Raw genomic sequence first — 18,173 nt, forward strand, 5'->3', positions numbered from 1 at the left:
ATGATGTTATACCAAAATAAAAAAGAAAAATTATAATTTGTTCATATCATGTTTATAATAATCAAATATATTTTATATTTAATATTTCATATTTCATTTTACCAGAAGGAGTATTTACAATAACAACATCCGACACTTTATGACCAATTAAACTTCTTGCAATAGGTGAATTAACTGAAATTAAACCATTCTTAAAATTCGATTCATCATCACCAACAATACAAAAAACAAATTTTTGCTTTGATTTTAGATTTAATACACTTACAGTAGATCCAAAAACTACTGTCCCATTAAATTTAATATTTTTAATATCAATAACTTGAGCATGATATAATTTAGATTCAATCTCTTTAATACGTTTTTCACAAAATGCTTGTTCTTCTCTAGCTGCATGATATTCAGCATTTTCTTTTAAATCACCATGTTTTCTTGACTCTGCAATAGCATAAATAATTTTTGGACGAACAACATTTTTCAAATGTTTTAACTCTGCATGAAGTTTCTCAATTCCTTGTACTGTCATCGGAATTTTATTCATAAAATATATTTCCTTATAAATAATTTGATAATAAAAACCTATATAATAAATAAAATTAATAGTATATAAATAATTTTAAATCAGATATCGTGTTAAAATAAAACATCAACATTAATTACTTAATACAATAAGCACATGAACATAGATACTTTAAAATTACATCTTCAAAAACATGTACAACTCAAAGAATTGTATTTAACAGGTGATAAAAATTATATACATATCATTGCAGTAGGAGAAATATTTAATCATCTTACAAATCTTGAAAGACAAAAAATTATATACCAGCCATTAACATGTTATATTATAAAAAAAAAAATTCATGCTATTACCATAGACACATTTACACCGGAAGAATGGTATAAATCCAAAAAAAATAAAAAAAATGATACTACAAACATATAATATGTCATTTTATATAAAATTCTAAACTGAATAAATAAAATAATTCTAATAAAATATTATTTTTCATAAAGATAATATATTTTATGACTAAACATGTATAAATTTTTATATAGTATTGACATGATTTATATGATACAAAAATATTCATTTAATATTATTTTAATCATACAATAAAATTATTTAAAATATTTCTTATCCAGAATACTATTTAATAAAAATATTTTCAATTTACAAAAGGAATTTTTTATGTACGCAATTTTTGAGTATGGAGGTAAACAATATCAAGCACAACCAGGAAAAACAATACGATTAGAAAAAATTGAATGTGCAATAGGAAAAAATTTCAATATAAATAATATACTAATGATAGTAAAAAATAAAAAAGTAACCATTGGAACACCAAATATCTCAAAAAGTAGTATTATCGGAACAATTGTACAACATGGAAGAAAAAAAAAAATAAAAATTATAAAATTTAAAAGACGAAAACACTATAAAAAACAACAAGGACACCGTCAATATTTTACAGATATTAAAATTATTGATATTATTACTAAAAATTAAGAAATTCTAATAAGGTAAAATATGGCACAAAAAAAAGCAGGTGGTTCTACTAGAAATGGACGAGATTCACAGTCCAAAAGACTTGGAGTAAAAAAATTTGGGGGAGAGTATGCTTCTGCGGGATCAATCTTAATACGACAACGGGGTACAAAATTTCATCCGGGAAACAACACGAAATTAGGGAAAGATTATACAATATTTGCGCTTAAACATGGAATAGTACAATTTAAAATCGCAGGCAAAAAAAATAAAAAATTTATTAGTATTATTTCTAAAGATAATACAAATTGATAAAATATGATATTAAAATACTCCTTTATTAAAAATAAATAAAGGGGGGAGAACAGTCTAAACAATTATAATTAAAAAAAATAGTTTTTAAGAGATATTCGAAATGAAATTTATTGATCAAATAGAAATACAAGTAACAGCAGGTAATGGAGGAGATGGCTGTATACATTTTAGAAGAGAAAAATTTGAGCCAAAAGGAGGGCCAGATGGCGGAAATGGCGGAAATGGAGGAAATATATGGATTCAAACACACCAGAATATAAATACATTAATCGATTATAGATTTAAAAAAAGTATTTTTGCTGAAAATGGACAATCGGGACAATCGAAAAATAAATCGGGAAAAAAAGGATCCGATAAAATCATATATGTTCCATGTGGAACACGCGTTATTAATAACCTGACAAATGAAATTATCGCTGATTTAATTTATATCAATCAAAAAATACTTATTGCAAAAGGAGGGAAAAAAGGTGTAGGTAACACAAGATTTAAATCATCGGTGAATAGAACACCATATTACAAAACAAAAGGTACTACGGGAGAGACATTATATCTTAAATTAGAACTCATATTAATTGCAGATGTTGGAATAATCGGTATACCTAATTCTGGAAAATCAACTTTGGTAAGATCAATTACAAAAGCAAAACCAAAAATTGATACATATCCCTTTACTACACTTATACCTACGCTAGGTACTGTTACATTTGATAATAAAGATAGTTTTATTGTAGCAGATATTCCAGGTTTAATTCACGGAGCATCAAAAGGTATTGGTTTAGGAATAAAATTTTTACAACACATAAAAAGATGCCAAATATTACTACAGCTAATTGATTTTACAGATAATATACCTCAGATTATACAAAATATACATATAATAGAAACAGAATTAAAACAATATAGTAATAATATATTTAATAAACCAATATGGTTCATTTTCAATAAAATCGACAAATATAATACAAAAGATATAATAAAAAAAATTTTTTCCATAAAAAATAAAATTCAAATTAAAAGAAAAATATTTTTTATTTCCGCTAAAAAAAAAATCGGAACCAAGAAATTATGCAAATTATTATTGAAATATTTAAAAAAAAAATAAATCTAGCCAAATAAAAATAATATTTTTAATCAAACAATAAATCAAAATTTATAAATATAAAATCCGGATATCTATTCCGGATTTCAAAATATTAAAATATAAAAATAATAAAAAATTTTATCGTTTAGAAAATTGAGGTTTTTTTCTTGCTTTTCTTAATCCAACTTTCTTTCTTTCAACCTGACGTGAATCACGTGTTAAAAAACCAGAATCTCGTAATACTTTTCTAAAAATTTCGTCGTATTCAATTAAACCACGCGTAATACCTTGCCTAATTGCTCCGGCTTGACCAGACACTCCTCCACCTTTTACAGTAATATAAAAATTAAACTTATTTAACATATTTGTCACTTGTAAAGGTTGTAAAACTACCATACGAGCAGTTTCAAGAGGAAAATATTTCAATAAATCTTTTTTATTAATAATAATATTACCAGTGCCAAATTTAAAAAAAACACGCGCCGAGGAACTTTTTCGACGGCCGGTAGCATAATTTTGATAATTATTCATAATTAATGTCTCCTATTTATAAATTTAAAAATTTTGGTTGTTGCGCACTATGATTATGTGTGTTGTGGGCATAAATTTTTAATTTTTTTAACATTGAATTTCCTAAGATACCTTTAGGTAACATACCTTTTACAGCAATTTTAATAACTTTTGTTGGATTTTTTAATAACATATCTTGAAAAGAAAATTTTTTAATTCCACCAATATAACCAGTATGTCTATAATATATTTTTTGAATTTTTTTATTTCCAGTTACAATAACATCTTTTGCATTTAAAACAATAATAAAATCTCCAATATCTATATGAGGTGTATATTCAATTTTATGTTTACCTCGTAAATAATGTGCTATTTTTGATGCAAATCTACCTAATATTTGATTTTTAGCATCTACATAGTACCAATTCTTCTTAACAAAATTAGCATTAACTATAGGACTTTTCATATCTTTCCTTATACGTGAGGTACTATTAACAAACGAAATATATTAATATATTTTCAAAAAATAAAATATGTTATAATAATTTTACAATATGTAAAAATGTTACAAAAAAAACTGATAATCAATATTTTAAAATATGTAAAAAAATAAAAAAATACGATTTAATTACATGTATAAAAATATAATATAATTAATTAAAAAATATTTGGTATATGTATTATGCAAACAAAAAAAATATTATTAAAATTACGACATCAAATAAATGAAATTGATGAATTAATACTTCAATTATTATCTAAAAGAAGAAAAGTAGCAATAAAAATTGGAAAAAAAAAAATAATCAATAACCTTCCAATTAAAGACAAGATTAGAGAAAAGGAATTACTCAAAGAACTCTATCAAATTGGAAAAATGTATCAACTTCCTAAAGAATATATAAAACAAATATTTTATATTATTGTCACAGATTCTGTAATAATTCAAAATATAGTAAAAAAAAAATCAATACAACATCAAAATATACCAAAAAAAATATTTTGTTGTCTTGGTCCTTGTGGATCATACTCATATATTATAAGTATGAAATTTTTAAAAAAATATCAAAAAAATTATATTTTACATCAATATCATAATTTCCGAGACATGTTTTCTTCTCTTGAGAAAAAAAAATCTGAATATGCAATTGTTCCCATAGAAAATAGTTCTTCGGGATTTATTCATGAAGTATATAATTTATTATGTCAAAAAAAATTTAATATTGTAGGTGAATGTTATTTACCAATTCAGCATTGTTTGTTAGTAAAAAAAAATACTCAGATAGAAAATATTAAAAATGTTTATAGCCATCACCAAGCATTGCAACAATGTAGTAAATTTATTAAAAAATTTAACAAATGGAATCTTCGGTATACAAAAAGTACTGCTGAAGCCATGCAAATGATCTCTAATCATCATACAAATGATACTGCTGCAATTGGTGATCAATGTAATGCAAAAATTTATCAATTAAATATAATATTTAAAAAAATATCTAATTGTACTAATAATACTACAAGATTTTTAATATTATCTACAAAAAAAACTACTCTATTAAACCTTTCATGTAATAAAACAACATTACTTTTAAAAACCCAAGAAATTCTATTATTTCAAATTATTATGATATTATATATCCAAAAAATATCTGTCGTACAATTACAATCTGAATTATATAATAAAAAAAATTTTAAAGAAAAAATATACTTAGAAATTAACGAAAACATTGAACAAAAAAATGTTCAAAAAATATTAACACTACTACAAAAAAAAAATATATCAGTAAAAATTTTAGGGTGTTATCCTGTATATAACATATCATAATCTATTGAAGGAAAAATAATAAATAATCATAGTATTAATATTATCTACAAATTTAATAATATAATTCATTGAGATAATAATTATGTTTACTAACCTTGCAAAAAAATTTATATCAATTATTACAGATATTTCCGGATATGGAAGAATTACAGAAAAAAAATTACATGATATGTTAAAAAAAATTCGCATTACTTTATTAGAAGCTGACGTAGCATTAGCAGTAATCAACAAAATTATTAATCAAATTAAGACATCGATCATCGGAAAAAATATTAACCTACACTTGACTCCAGGACAAGAATTTATAAAAATATTAAAACAAGAATTAATATTCATTTTAAGTAATAACTATAATTGCATAAATTTACCTAAAAAACAACTCAGTATAATTTTAATCGTTGGGTTACAAGGATCAGGTAAAACAAGTGTAGTTGGAAAATTAGGTCATTTTATATCTTTAAAATATAAAAAAAATGTTTTAGTTGCATCTACTGATATTTATCGACCAGCTGCTATGGAACAATTAAAAACCATAGCAAAAAAAGCAAATATTCAATATTATAACGATAATCATATTAATGATCCATTAAAAATTTGCAATAATTCTATAAAAAAAGCAAAAAAATCATACGATGTACTAATATTAGATACTGCTGGTCGGGTACATACTGATGAATATATGATGCAAGAAATTCATCAAATACAAAAAATAACCAATCCAAACGAAACGTTATTTGTAATTGATTCCATGATGGGACAAGACGCAATTAATGCAGCAAAAACATTTAATCAATATTTAAATATTTCTGGATTAATACTGACAAAAATTGATAGTGATACTAGAGGAGGAGCTGCATTATCTGCAGGTTATATTACAAAAAAACCAGTGAAATTTATTAGTATTGGAGAAAAAATAAAATCATTTATTATATTTAACCCAGAAAAAATTGTTTCAAAAATATTAGGTATGGAAGATATTATTACAATCATTGAAGATGTAGATAAAAAGATATCTAATCAAAAAAAAAATACACTAATTAAAAATAAAACATTTGATTTAAATAACTTTAAATCACAAATTCAAAAAATAAAAAATATAGGAAGTATAAATAAATTTATATCTAATATACCTATAAAAAATTTAAATTATAAGAGTAATAAAAAACATGAAAAAAAAATAAAATGTATTACAGCTATTATCGAATCAATGACACCTAATGAAAGAAAAAATCCAAAAATAATAAAAAATTCAAGAAAAAAAAGAATTTCAAAAGGATCAGGAACAACTATTCAAGAAATTAATCAATTATTAAAAGAATTTTATGCCTTAAAAAAAATTATGAAAAAAATCAAAACAAACAAAACAAACAACTTATTTAAATATTTCAAAAATATTTTACCGAATATATTTTAATCATATTCATAATATATTTTAATATAAAATGTTTTATAATATTACAGAGGATTATATGGTAAAAATTAGATTATCTTTACAGGGTTCTAAAAAAAACCCATTTTATAAAATTATCGTAGCTGATAGTAAATGCCCTAGAGATGGAAAATTTATCGAAAAAATTGGTTTTTTTACTCCAAAAAAAAAAAATAAACAACAAAAAATATCTGTAGATTATCAACGAATAAATTACTGGATTAAACAAGGTGCACAATTAACTAAAACAATACAACAGTTAATAAAAAAACATAAAAAAATAGATATATAAAATACACTCACCATTTAACATATTAAATAAAATGGATAATTTATTAATTATTGGAAAAATTGGTTCTGTACATGGTATTCTCGGTTGGAATAAAATTTTTTCTTATACTGAAAAAAAAAAAGAAATTTTAAAATATCAACCTTGGTATATAAAACAAAACAATACATGGACAAAACATTTTTTAGAGTGTAAAAAAGTATACAATACAAAAATTATTGTTAAACTCAAAAATATTAACGATAGAAATACAGCTAAAATACTTACCAATAGTATGATTGCTATTCAAAAAAAACAATTACCTAAATTAACAGAATACGAATACTATTGGCATCATATTGTCCAGTGTAAAGTATTTAACAAAAAAAATATATATATTGGATTAGTAATTAAAATTATAAGAACAAAAAAAAATGACATATTAGTTATTCAAAAACCCAGCATAAAAAATCAAGAAATTTTAATTCCTTTTATAGAAAAAATTTTTATTAAAAAAATTAATATAAATATGCAAACTATTTTATTAAATATATAAATATAAAAAATTATGAATTTATATAACATAAATATAGGATAAAAATGTGGATCGGTGTTATTACTATATTTCCCAACATGTTTCATAATATCATAAATTATGGTGTTATTAAAAAAGCACTTCAAAAAAAAATCATTTCTATTAATATCTGGAATTTAAGAGATTTTTCTAAAAAAAAAAATAAAAAAATCGATGATCATCCTTATGGAGGAGGACCAGGTATGGTTATAAGTGCACAACCATTAAAATCTGCAATTCAAACAGCAAAAAAATTTTCTCCCAAAGATACTATTGTAATTTACTTATCTCCTCAGGGTAAAAAAGTTAATCAAAATATAATAAATAAAATAGCTAAACATATTGGTATAATACTAATTTGCGGTAGATATGAAGGAATAGATGAACGTATTATAAAAAATTATATTAATGAAGAATGGTCGATTGGAGATTATATTGTTTCAGGTGGAGAATTACCTGCAATGATTATCATCGATGCAATTACTAGATTGGTACCTGGATTATTAAATATATATTCTATACAGGAAGAATCATTTCATACAGGACTATTAGATCATCCTCATTATACACGCCCTGCAGATTTCGAAGGTCATACTGTTCCAAATGTACTATTATCGGGTAATCATAAATCTATAAAAAAATGGAAAACAAAGTATGCATTACAAAACACTTTGTTGAAAAGACCAGATTTATTGCAAAAAATTCATTTATCAAACGAACAAAAAAAAATTTTAAAGAAAATTAAAAAAAATAATTTATTTTGATCAATTAAATGGAATTCATTGTATGAAACCGAAAATTATTCAAAAAATTGAAAAAAAACACATAAAAAAAAATCTACCTACCTTTAGACCTGGAGATTCTGTTGAAGTTCAAATATGGGTAATAGAATCTACTAAAAAAAGATTACAATCTTTTGAAGGAATTGTTATTGCTATACGAAACAAGCAATTACAATCATCATTTATTGTTAGAAAGATATCTTATGGAGAGGGAACTGAACGTATATTCCAAATACATTCTAAAATTATTGAAAAAATTATAGTTAAAAAAAAAGGAATAGTAAGAAAATCAAAGTTATATTATTTGAGAAATAAAATCGGTAAATCTGCTCGTATTAAAGAAAAAATATAAAACATGTACATGCCTTACAAATAGCAGTCATATTATATTGACTGCAAAATTAATCAATATAAAACAAATACAATAATAAATATTTTAATAAAATTAAAAAATACATAAAAAACTTATTGCAAAACAGAAAATATTTTTCATTTATTAAATGAATATATATATAAAATTTTTATATGCTTTTATTTTTAAATATTACTTTTATTTATTAATATTAATTCTAAAACATAAACAGGTTTCAAAAATAAAATCAATTATTATATTTAATATATAAAGAAAAATATTTGTATAGTATTAATTATAATATAATTTAATATGAAACATAGAAGAATATAATTCATGTATTTACATAAAAATTTTAATAACTGTATTTGAAAAAATAATATTTATTAAAAATTATAAAATAAATTCCATAATTGTAACAATGAAACATAAGAAAAATAATATGGCTGACTATAAAATTTTATTACTTAATGGACCTAATTTAAACTTATTAGGAAATCGCGAACCAAATATATATGGTAAAGTTACTTTAGATACATTATTAGATCAATTAAAAAAAAAAGCTAAAAAAATAAAAACAAATATTACACATATCCAATCAAATCATGAACATATTTTAATTGAAGCAATACACCAATCAATAAAATATGATTACATTATAATCAATCCAGGTGCATTTACACACACTAGCATTGCCCTCAGAGATGCATTTTTATCAATTAAAAAACCATTTATAGAAGTACATATTTCAAACATTTATGCTCGTGAAAAATTTAGAAAACATTCTTGGTTATCTGATATCTCAAATGGGGTCATTTCTGGATTGGGAACAGAAGGATATTATTGTGCTTTAATTACTATTGTAAAAAGATTAAATCAAATGCATATATCCTAAAAATATATAATATAATATTATATATATAATAATTGTAATAAAATCATTAATAGATCTTAAATTAAATATAATTATTACATACATCTAATTAAATTACGTAATAATTATATTTTTAAATATAAATTTCAAATTATTACAAATAATTCATCAAATAAATCATATCTTTAGGTAAAGGTATATAACAATCTACTAAAATATTTGTAATAGGATGTAAAAATTTAATATGACTGGCATGTAACGCTTGACGATCTAATAAATTCATTTGATAAGCACATTTTGTAATATTTTTTGGAAAACTACATCCTAATTTATATACTGGATCTCCTAAAATAGGATGTTTAATGTGCAACATATGTACACGAATTTGATGCGTCCGACCCGTCTCTAATTTTAATCGTACATGAGTAGATGCATGAAATTTTTGAATAATTTTAAAATGTGTAATTGATGGTTTACCATTTTTATTACTCATCATACATACTCTTTTTTTTTTATTTCTACTAATTGGAATAGAAACTGTACCACCAGATACTACATTTCCAATAACAAATGCATCATATTCACGAATAATATTTCTATACTTTATTAAATTAACTAACTTAAAGTAAGTAAAAATATTTTTTGCAATAATCATTAAACCAGTTGTATTTTTATCCAATCGATGCACTATACCTGATCTTGGAATATTGATTAAGTATTTTTTTTTTAAAGATAAAATATCCATTAAAGTACCATTAATATTACCAGATCCAGGATGTACAACTAATCCAGCAGGTTTATTAATTATCAATATATATTTATCTTCATATACAATCTTTATAACATGATCGAATATGGAAAATATTTTATCCTTTTTTTTCCCTGACACAAATATTTTTCCTTATAATACTATAATAATATAAAATTAATGTACTTATTTAATAAAATCGATAAAATATTTTATAAAACATAAAAATATACTCATTAAGTATACTAAAACTAAAAATATATTTTTTAATGAATATAATATAATTCATTGATATAACTGACTAAAAAATTCATATAAATTAATAATTTTTGATATTATAAACTACGATGTGTATCATATTTATAGGAATCAAATGAAATATACAACAAAAATAATTCGAAAAATGTTTTTAAATTTTTTTAAAAATAATCAGCATAATACTCTTCCTAGTAGTTCTTTAATACCAGATACAACTTCTAATTTGTTATTTACTAATGCAGGCATGAATCAATTTCAAGATATTTTTTTAGGAAAAAAAAAACATCCATATTCACGAATAACAACCATACAAAAATGTTTACGTACAGGAGGTAAACATAACGATTTTGATCAAGTTGGATATAGCGAGTATCATCATACTTTTTTTGAAATGTTAGGTAATTTTAGCTTTGGAGGATACTGCAAAAAAGAAGCAATTTCATATGCATGGAAATTATTAACTCATCCAAAATGGTTTAATATACCAAAAAAAAAATTATTTGTTACAGTATACTATGAAGATTATGAATCATATAACATATGGAATCAACATATAAAACTATCTAAAAAGAATATTATTAAAATTTACGATAAAAATAATCAAACATACGAATCTGATAATTTCTGGCAGATGGGAAATACAGGTCCTTGTGGACCCTGTACAGAAATTTTTTTTAAGAAAAAAAAAAATAATGGAAATTATGATTTAAATGATAAAACACAATGTATAGAAATTTGGAATATTGTTTTTATACAATTTAATAAAATTACAAAAAACAAAATTATACCTCTAGAAAATATTTCCATAGATACTGGAATGGGACTAGAAAGAATTGCATCTATTTTACAAAACGTTTCTTCAAACTACAAAATCGATATTTTTAAAGAAATTATTAATTATATCTGTGAAAAAAATAATTTAAAATTCACTAATCATCCATCCTTAAATATCATGGCTGATCATGTAAGAGCTGCAGTATTTATTATTTATGAAAAAATTACTCCTTCCAATGAAGGTAGAGGATATATCCTGCGTAGAATTATTCGTAGAGCATTACTACACAGTAATAAATTAGGTATTCAAAATAATTTTTTACATAAATTAGTAAACATTGTTATACAAACTGCACACGAAAAAAAAAAAGATTTACAAATACAAAAAAAATATATTATGCATATATTACAAGAGGAAGAAAACCAGTTTAATACAACATTAAATAATGGAATAAATTTTTTAAAAAAAAAAATAAATAATTTAAAAGAAAAATATCTTGATCCTAAAATAATATTTTATCTTTATGATACATTAGGATTTCCGATCGATTTAACCCAAGATATATGTAAAGAACATCATATCTTAATTGATCAACATCAATTAAAAAATTTTATTCAAGAAATAAAACAAAAACGTAAAGAAGAAAATAAAAAATATACTCTGAAAAATATTATTTATACAAATTGTAAATCAAAATTTTGTGGTTACAAAAAATATAAAATAACAACAACTGTAAAAAAAATTTTTATTAACGGCGAAGAAAAAAAAAAAATATTACCTTTTGAGGAAGGAGTATTTATATTACATGAAACTCCATTTTTTGGAGAATCAGGTGGTCAAATTGGTGATACAGGTATCATCTATAATAATGAAAATATTTTCCAAGTAAAAAATACACAAAATTTCTCTGATACAATAGGACATATCGGTAAATTATCTTCTGGTAAGATATATGTTAATGATATTGTCACAGCTGAAATTGATATAAAAAAAAGGCTATATATCAAAAATAATCATACTACAACGCATTTATTGCATGCAACTCTCAAAAAAATACTTACATATCCCATTCAACAAAAAGGATCATTTATTGACTCAAAATATTTAAGATTTGATTTTACATATCCATACAAAATTCTACCGTCAATGATTGAAAAAATAGAAATTTTATTAAATCAATATATTCAAGAAAATATTCCAATTCAAGTTAAAGATATAAATTTTGACATAGCAAAAAAAAATTACATTTTTTTGCATAATAAAACTTATCCACCAATTGTTAGAACTATAACCATCAAGAATATTTCAAAAGAAATTTGTAAAGGGACACATGTTAAACAAACTGGAACAATAGGTATAGCACGTATCAGATTATATAAAAATATTTCTACTGGAATCAAACGTATTGAAGTGATAACTGGAATACACGCAATAAAAAAAATACAAGAACAAAATAAAAAAATGCAAAAAATACAATACATTTTAAAAACTGATAACAGCACATTAATTCCAAAAATACAGAAAATAATACAATATTATGAACAACTTAAAAAAAAATACCATCATCTTAATAAGATATTAATTCAAAACGAAATAAAAAAAATTATTGAAAAATTAAAGATAATCCAAAATAATAATTACATCATACAAAAAGTCAATGTTTTAGATAACAAATCATTGAAAATACTAATTAATCATATTAAATCAAAAATAGATTCTGGAATTATTATTTTATTTTATAAAAATTATGAAAAATATGTATTGATGATTAATATCACAGAAAATTTACTGCAAAAAATTCAAGCTACAAAAATTATTACACTATTAAAAAAATATACAAATACTGTAGGAGGAGGAAATTCTGAAATGGCACAGTGTATCATGCAAAATATAACTAACATAAAAAATATTATGAAACATATTGAATCTTGGATCATAAACAAAATTAAAAAGTGAAATATTCATCATTGCATAAGATATATCTATACATTATAAATATATGTAGTAATGAACACACATTCTAATAGGTATTAAAGCATAAAATTTTCAGGGATTAGAAAATGCTGATTTTAACTCGTAGAGTTGGAGAAACATTAATTATTGGAGATCATATTACCATTACTATCTTAGGAGTCAAAGGTAACCAAGTTAGAATTGGAATCAATGCACCAAAAAAAATATCAATACATCGTGAAGAAATATACCAAAAAATAAAATCTAAAAATATTTTTAATAAATTTAAATTATTAGAATTATTTTAATATGCAACAAATTAATATATAAATATTTTAATAAAAAAATGTAATATATAATAAAATTATATTAAAATGTTTTCTTTATCAATATACAAAATATATTACAATAAAAATACATTTGACTAAATATTTAAAAAAAAGTATTATGAAAAGTAGTAAGTAAATTATAGGTGAGATGGCCGAGTGGCTTAAGGCGTTCCCCTGCTAAGGGAATATATAGTTTTTCTGTATCGAGGGTTCGAATCCCTCTCTCGCCGAATAAAATATTTAAAAGCATCCGTAGCTCAGTCGGATAGAGCACTCAGCTACGAACTGAGAGGTCGGAGGTTCGAATCCTTTCGGATGCAAATTAATTTATTATTCATATAATACAATATATTAGGTAAATACAAATTATTTTTAAAATTCATAAATATTTATTGATAATATAAAATTTTAATATTATTTAAAAATTTTAATACCAGATTTAGTTCCCACTAATAATAAATTAGGTTTTTGTATGGAAAATAATCCAACAGTAACGATTCCAGGTATAGAATTAAATGTTTTTTCTACATTGATTGGACAATTTAAATTTAAACCATATACATCAATGATTATATTTCCTTGATCAGTTACAAAACCTTCACGATATCTGGGTTTACCGCCAAAATCGGTCATTTTTTTTGAAATATAAGAATAAGCAATTGGAACGACTTCGATAGGTAAAGGAAATACACCAAGTGTTTGCACTAATTTAGATTCATCTATAATACAAATAAATTTTTCTGACATTGCCGATATAATTTTTTCTTTAGTTAATGCCCCGCCACCGCCTTTAATCATTTCTAAAGAAAAATTTACTTCATCTGCACTATCTATATAGATTATTGGTTTAGTGATAGTATTTAATTCTAAAACAGTAATTCCATATTTTTTTAACATTATCGTTGTATGATATGAACTAGATACTGCACCGAAAAAATTCTTTTTTTTTTCAACTATTGCTTTAATAAAATGTATTACAGTTGATCCAGAACCAAATCCAACAATCGCATTATACGGAATATAATCTAGCACAGCTAGAGAAACTTGCTTTTTTAACTGATCATGTTTCATACATAAAAAAAATCATTTTCAAAGAAAAATAATATTCAATAGAAAGATAAATATACTAAAAAGTACTGTATTAAACAACGCTGATAATAATTTAATTGTAGTGTTGTTATAAAAAACTGGGGTACCTGGATTCGAACCAGGGATGCCGGTATCAAAAACCGATGCCTTTCCACTTGGCTATACCCCAAAATTAAAATACGGGAGGCGAGATTTGAACTCGCATACCTTAAGGCGCCAGATCCTAAATCTGGTGCGTCTACCCATTTCGCCACTCCCGTATAATAATAGCTACGAAGGGAATCGAACCCCTGACCTCAGCGTTATGAGTGCTGCGCTCTAACCAACTGAGCTACGTAGCCTTATTTTGAATTATACTATTTAATACGATTTTGTCAACAAATTGTTAAATAACGAAAAATAAGATATAATTAATTTAAAAAAATATAACAAATAAAATATTTACATCGCGATGAAAATTTCTCATTAAGGTTAAAATGATAATATCAAATAAAAAAACCAGTTTTATACATAAAATCATTGATAATTTTATTATACGAAATACAAAAAAAAAAATATGTACAAGATTTCCTCCAGACCCAAATGGATACTTACACATTGGACATGCTAAGTCATTATTCATAAATTTTGAAATTTCTGAAAAATATAACGGTCAATGTAATTTAAGATTCGATGATACTAATCCGGATAATAATCATCAAAAATATATTTCTGTAATTCAAAAAGATATTAAATGGTTAGGTTTTCGTTGGACAAAAAAAACTAAATATGCATCCATGTATTTTCAAAAAATATATGAATTTGCTATAGAACTTATTAAAAAAAAATTAGCATATGTAGATAAATTAAAAAAAAATGATATCCGAAAATACCGAGGTACATTAAATACTCCTGGGATAAATAGCCCATATAGAAATCAAACAATTGAAGAAAATATGTTATTATTTCAAAATATGAAATTAGGAAATTTTCCAGAAGGACAAGTATGTTTGCGTGCTAAAATTGATATGCAATCTCCATGTATTATTATGCGAGATCCAATATTGTATAGAATAAAATTTTCTAAACATCATCGAACGAAAAATCAATGGTGTATTTACCCTACATATGATTTTGCTCACTGTATTTCTGATGCCATAGAAGGTATTACACATTCACTATGTACACTAGAATTTCAAGATAATAAACAATTATATAATTGGATCATGAAAAATATTACTATTCATCATCAACCAAAACAATATGAATACGCAAGATTAAATATAGAATATTTTGTACTTTCCAAAAGAAAATTAAATACATTAATTCAAAAAAAAATTATTAAACAGTGGAATGATCCCAGACTACCTACACTTTCTGGTTTAAAAAGAAGAGGTTACACTGCATCTGCAATACGTAATTTTTGCAATAACCTTGGAATTACGAAAAAAAATAACTTAGTAGAAATTTCATCCTTAGAATCATGTATTAGAAAAGAATTAAATCTTACAGCATGTCGTACTATGGCAATAATAGAACCAATCGAAATTATAATATGCAATATTCCTATCAACTATCAACAAGAGATAAAAATATTCAATCATCCAAACAATCATGATATGGGTGAAAAAAATATTATCTTTTCTAAAGAACTATATATCGAAAAAGAAGATTTTCAAGAAAATATCAAAAAAAGATATCAAAAATTAACTCTAGGTCAAACAGTAAAATTAAAATATTCTTATATCATTACAGCACACTCCATTAAAAAAAATAAGGATAATAGTATTAATAAAATATTTTGTACTATACATATTAAGAATAAAAATCAAAAATATAAAATTATTCACTGGCTATCAAAAAAACATGCTCAAAGATCTGAATTTAGAATCTACAATCACCTTTTTACAACAAAAAATCCAAGTTCTAAAAAAAATTTATTATCTTATATTAATAATAAATCTTTAATTAAGAAATATGGTTTTATTAATAAATATATTGTATACAATTCCAAAAAAAATACATACCAATTTGAAAGACAAGGGTATTTTATCATTGATAATATATTATCAACAAAAAAAAATATTATATTTAATCAAATTATTTCTCTAAAACAAAACTGGAAAAATAAAATTTAATAAAAGTAATATTATTTTACATTTATTATAAAGTTATTATAATAAAAAATTATTTTACAAAGTTATCACTAATAATTATACGGAATGAATATGTCTACAATACAAAAAATATTTTCTAGAGAAATTATAGATTCTAGAGGTAATCCAACTATAGAAGCAGAAGTACATTTAAAAGATAATTCTGTTGGTATATTTTCATGTCCTTCAGGTGCTTCAACAGGTTCTGAAGAAGCATTAGAACTTAGAGATAATGATAAAGGTAGATTTTTAGGAAGAGGTGTATCAAAAGCTGTAAACATAATAAATACAATCATTCACAATACTTTAAAAGGGGAAAAGGCATCTCATCAAGATAATATTGATCAAATAATGATCAAATTGGATGGTACTAAAAATAAAAAACGATTAGGAGCTAATACTATTTTATCAGTTTCTATGGCTACAGCAAAAGCTGTTGCACAATCCCAAGGTATACCCTTTTATGAATATATTGCACAATTAAATAACACACCAGGAAATTTTTCTATGCCATTACCTATGATAAATATCCTCAATGGTGGTAGTCATGCTAATAATAATATAGATATACAAGAATTTATGATACAACCTATAACAGCCACTTCGATCAAAGAAGCAATTAGAATGGGATGTGAAATATTTCATAATCTAGGGCAGATTATTAAAAGAAATAATATGAACGTAGCAGTTGGAGATGAAGGAGGTTATGCACCCAACTTGAAAAATAATGAATCTGCACTGATGCTCATTAAATCAGCAATAGAAAAATCAAACTATACACTTGGAAAAGATATCACATTAGCAATAGATTGTGCCGCATCTGAATTATATGATGTACATACTCAATTATATCACTTAAAAGGTGAAAACAAAAAATTTACATCTAAACAATTTAGTCATTTCTTACAAGAATTAACATTAAAATATCCAATTGCATCTATTGAAGATGGTCAAAGTGAATTAGATTGGAATGGATTTGCATACCAAACAAATTTATTAGGAAAAAAAATACAAATCGTAGGAGATGATTTATTTGTAACTAACCCTAATAAATTAAAAAAAGGAATTCAAAAAAAAATAGCAAATGCTATTTTAATTAAATTAAATCAAATTGGTACATTAACAGAAACACTACAAGCAATAAAAATAGCAAAAAAATATGGATATAATACAATAATATCACATAGATCAGGTGAAACTGAAGATAATTCTATTGCTGATTTAGCTGTAGGAACAAAAGCAGGACAAATTAAAACAGGATCTATGAGTCGATCTGAACGTCTAACAAAATATAATCAATTAATTAGAATTGAAGAAAAACTAGGTAATAAAATTGCACCATTTTATGGAATAAAAGAATTAAGACAATATTATAATTATTCATGATATA

Annotated in this window: 20 protein-coding genes and 5 tRNA genes; 17 read left to right on the top strand and 8 right to left on the bottom strand. The window is 23.4% G+C overall.

From position 1 onward, the window contains the following. Nucleotides 1–61: 61 nt before the first annotated feature. Complete coding sequence (gene greA, locus D9V78_RS01295) at nucleotides 62–538, bottom strand: transcription elongation factor GreA (RefSeq protein ID WP_158350666.1); 477 nt, start codon at nucleotides 536–538, stop codon at nucleotides 62–64. 135 nt (nucleotides 539–673) lie between these two features. Here greA and D9V78_RS01300 point away from each other — a divergent pair, with 135 nt between their 5' ends. From D9V78_RS01300 to cgtA, 4 genes are all read left to right on the top strand, one after another. Beyond that, nucleotides 674–943 carry a BolA/IbaG family iron-sulfur metabolism protein gene (locus tag D9V78_RS01300; RefSeq protein ID WP_158350668.1) on the top strand — a complete coding sequence of 90 codons (270 nt, stop codon included), beginning with the start codon at nucleotides 674–676 and terminating at the stop codon, nucleotides 941–943. A 246-nt stretch (nucleotides 944–1,189) separates the two neighbouring features. After that, nucleotides 1,190–1,507, top strand: a complete 318-nt coding sequence (gene rplU, locus D9V78_RS01305) for a 50S ribosomal protein L21 (protein ID WP_158350670.1) — start codon at nucleotides 1,190–1,192, stop codon at nucleotides 1,505–1,507. A 21-nt stretch (nucleotides 1,508–1,528) separates the two neighbouring features. Further along, on the top strand, nucleotides 1,529–1,798 hold the full coding sequence (gene rpmA / locus D9V78_RS01310; RefSeq protein WP_158350672.1) for a 50S ribosomal protein L27: 270 nt from the start codon (nucleotides 1,529–1,531) through the stop codon (nucleotides 1,796–1,798). 103 nt (nucleotides 1,799–1,901) lie between these two features. Next, nucleotides 1,902–2,906 carry an Obg family GTPase CgtA gene (gene cgtA, locus D9V78_RS01315; RefSeq protein WP_158350674.1) on the top strand — a complete coding sequence of 335 codons (1,005 nt, stop codon included), beginning with the start codon at nucleotides 1,902–1,904 and terminating at the stop codon, nucleotides 2,904–2,906. A 117-nt stretch (nucleotides 2,907–3,023) separates the two neighbouring features. Here the strand turns inward: cgtA and rpsI are convergent, their stop codons facing one another. Next, nucleotides 3,024–3,416, bottom strand: a complete 393-nt coding sequence (gene rpsI / locus D9V78_RS01320; RefSeq protein WP_158350676.1) for a 30S ribosomal protein S9 — start codon at nucleotides 3,414–3,416, stop codon at nucleotides 3,024–3,026. 16 nt (nucleotides 3,417–3,432) lie between these two features. Beyond that, complete coding sequence (rplM, locus tag D9V78_RS01325) at nucleotides 3,433–3,861, bottom strand: 50S ribosomal protein L13 (RefSeq protein WP_158350678.1); 429 nt, start codon at nucleotides 3,859–3,861, stop codon at nucleotides 3,433–3,435. Between the two features lie 216 nt (nucleotides 3,862–4,077). On the opposite strand from rplM, the gene D9V78_RS01330 reads away from it, so the two are divergent. The 7 genes from D9V78_RS01330 to aroQ all read left to right on the top strand — a co-directional run bounded on the left by D9V78_RS01330 (nucleotide 4,078) and on the right by aroQ (nucleotide 9,517). Further along, nucleotides 4,078–5,217, top strand: coding sequence for a chorismate mutase (locus tag D9V78_RS01330; RefSeq protein WP_158350680.1), 1,140 nt, complete (start codon nucleotides 4,078–4,080; stop codon nucleotides 5,215–5,217). Between the two features lie 82 nt (nucleotides 5,218–5,299). Continuing rightward, a complete protein-coding gene (ffh, locus tag D9V78_RS01335; RefSeq protein ID WP_158350682.1) occupies nucleotides 5,300–6,631 on the top strand; it encodes a signal recognition particle protein in 1,332 nt (443 codons plus the stop codon). Nucleotides 6,632–6,686: 55 nt separating this feature from the next. Further along, nucleotides 6,687–6,938 (top strand): 30S ribosomal protein S16, encoded by a 252-nt coding sequence (rpsP, locus tag D9V78_RS01340; RefSeq protein WP_158350684.1) that lies wholly within the window; start codon nucleotides 6,687–6,689, stop codon nucleotides 6,936–6,938. A gap of 31 nt (nucleotides 6,939–6,969) precedes the next feature. Further along, entirely contained in the window at nucleotides 6,970–7,470 is a 501-nt protein-coding gene (gene rimM, locus D9V78_RS01345; protein ID WP_158350686.1) for a ribosome maturation factor RimM, read from the top strand. 44 nt (nucleotides 7,471–7,514) lie between these two features. Then, nucleotides 7,515–8,252, top strand: coding sequence for a tRNA (guanosine(37)-N1)-methyltransferase TrmD (trmD, locus tag D9V78_RS01350; protein ID WP_158350688.1), 738 nt, complete (start codon nucleotides 7,515–7,517; stop codon nucleotides 8,250–8,252). Between the two features lie 22 nt (nucleotides 8,253–8,274). Next, entirely contained in the window at nucleotides 8,275–8,622 is a 348-nt protein-coding gene (gene rplS / locus D9V78_RS01355) for a 50S ribosomal protein L19 (protein WP_158350690.1), read from the top strand. Between the two features lie 442 nt (nucleotides 8,623–9,064). Then, on the top strand, nucleotides 9,065–9,517 hold the full coding sequence (gene aroQ, locus D9V78_RS01360; protein ID WP_187306119.1) for a type II 3-dehydroquinate dehydratase: 453 nt from the start codon (nucleotides 9,065–9,067) through the stop codon (nucleotides 9,515–9,517). 133 nt (nucleotides 9,518–9,650) lie between these two features. Here aroQ and D9V78_RS01365 read toward each other — a convergent pair whose 3' ends face one another. Next, nucleotides 9,651–10,385, bottom strand: coding sequence for an RluA family pseudouridine synthase (locus tag D9V78_RS01365; protein ID WP_187306101.1), 735 nt, complete (start codon nucleotides 10,383–10,385; stop codon nucleotides 9,651–9,653). 232 nt (nucleotides 10,386–10,617) lie between these two features. Between D9V78_RS01365 and alaS the strand changes: the two genes are divergently transcribed. The 4 genes from alaS to D9V78_RS01385 all read left to right on the top strand — a co-directional run bounded on the left by alaS (nucleotide 10,618) and on the right by D9V78_RS01385 (nucleotide 13,879). Next, nucleotides 10,618–13,233, top strand: a complete 2,616-nt coding sequence (gene alaS, locus D9V78_RS01370; protein WP_158350696.1) for an alanine--tRNA ligase — start codon at nucleotides 10,618–10,620, stop codon at nucleotides 13,231–13,233. A 104-nt stretch (nucleotides 13,234–13,337) separates the two neighbouring features. Further along, nucleotides 13,338–13,538, top strand: a complete 201-nt coding sequence (csrA, locus tag D9V78_RS01375; RefSeq protein ID WP_158350699.1) for a carbon storage regulator CsrA — start codon at nucleotides 13,338–13,340, stop codon at nucleotides 13,536–13,538. 163 nt (nucleotides 13,539–13,701) lie between these two features. Beyond that, nucleotides 13,702–13,789: transfer RNA gene (locus tag D9V78_RS01380), tRNA-Ser, on the top strand. 16 nt (nucleotides 13,790–13,805) lie between these two features. Then, nucleotides 13,806–13,879, top strand: a tRNA-Arg gene (locus D9V78_RS01385). Nucleotides 13,880–13,973: 94 nt separating this feature from the next. Here the strand turns inward: D9V78_RS01385 and rpiA are convergent. From rpiA to D9V78_RS01405, 4 genes are all read right to left on the bottom strand, one after another. Then, entirely contained in the window at nucleotides 13,974–14,630 is a 657-nt protein-coding gene (rpiA, locus tag D9V78_RS01390) for a ribose-5-phosphate isomerase RpiA (protein WP_158350702.1), read from the bottom strand. Nucleotides 14,631–14,746: 116 nt separating this feature from the next. Further along, nucleotides 14,747–14,817: transfer RNA gene (locus tag D9V78_RS01395), tRNA-Gln, on the bottom strand. A 9-nt stretch (nucleotides 14,818–14,826) separates the two neighbouring features. Further along, nucleotides 14,827–14,908, bottom strand: a tRNA-Leu gene (locus tag D9V78_RS01400). Nucleotides 14,909–14,915: 7 nt separating this feature from the next. Further along, nucleotides 14,916–14,989: transfer RNA gene (locus D9V78_RS01405), tRNA-Met, on the bottom strand. A gap of 135 nt (nucleotides 14,990–15,124) precedes the next feature. Between D9V78_RS01405 and D9V78_RS01410 the strand changes: the two genes are divergently transcribed. Further along, on the top strand, nucleotides 15,125–16,765 hold the full coding sequence (locus tag D9V78_RS01410) for a glutamine--tRNA ligase/YqeY domain fusion protein (RefSeq protein WP_158350704.1): 1,641 nt from the start codon (nucleotides 15,125–15,127) through the stop codon (nucleotides 16,763–16,765). A 90-nt stretch (nucleotides 16,766–16,855) separates the two neighbouring features. Continuing rightward, nucleotides 16,856–18,169 carry a phosphopyruvate hydratase gene (eno, locus tag D9V78_RS01415; protein ID WP_158350706.1) on the top strand — a complete coding sequence of 438 codons (1,314 nt, stop codon included), beginning with the start codon at nucleotides 16,856–16,858 and terminating at the stop codon, nucleotides 18,167–18,169. Nucleotides 18,170–18,173: the final 4 nt, after the last annotated feature.

Source organism: Buchnera aphidicola (Sarucallis kahawaluokalani), from assembly GCF_005080725.1.
Lineage (GTDB): Bacteria > Pseudomonadota > Gammaproteobacteria > Enterobacterales > Enterobacteriaceae > Buchnera_L > Buchnera_L aphidicola_AF.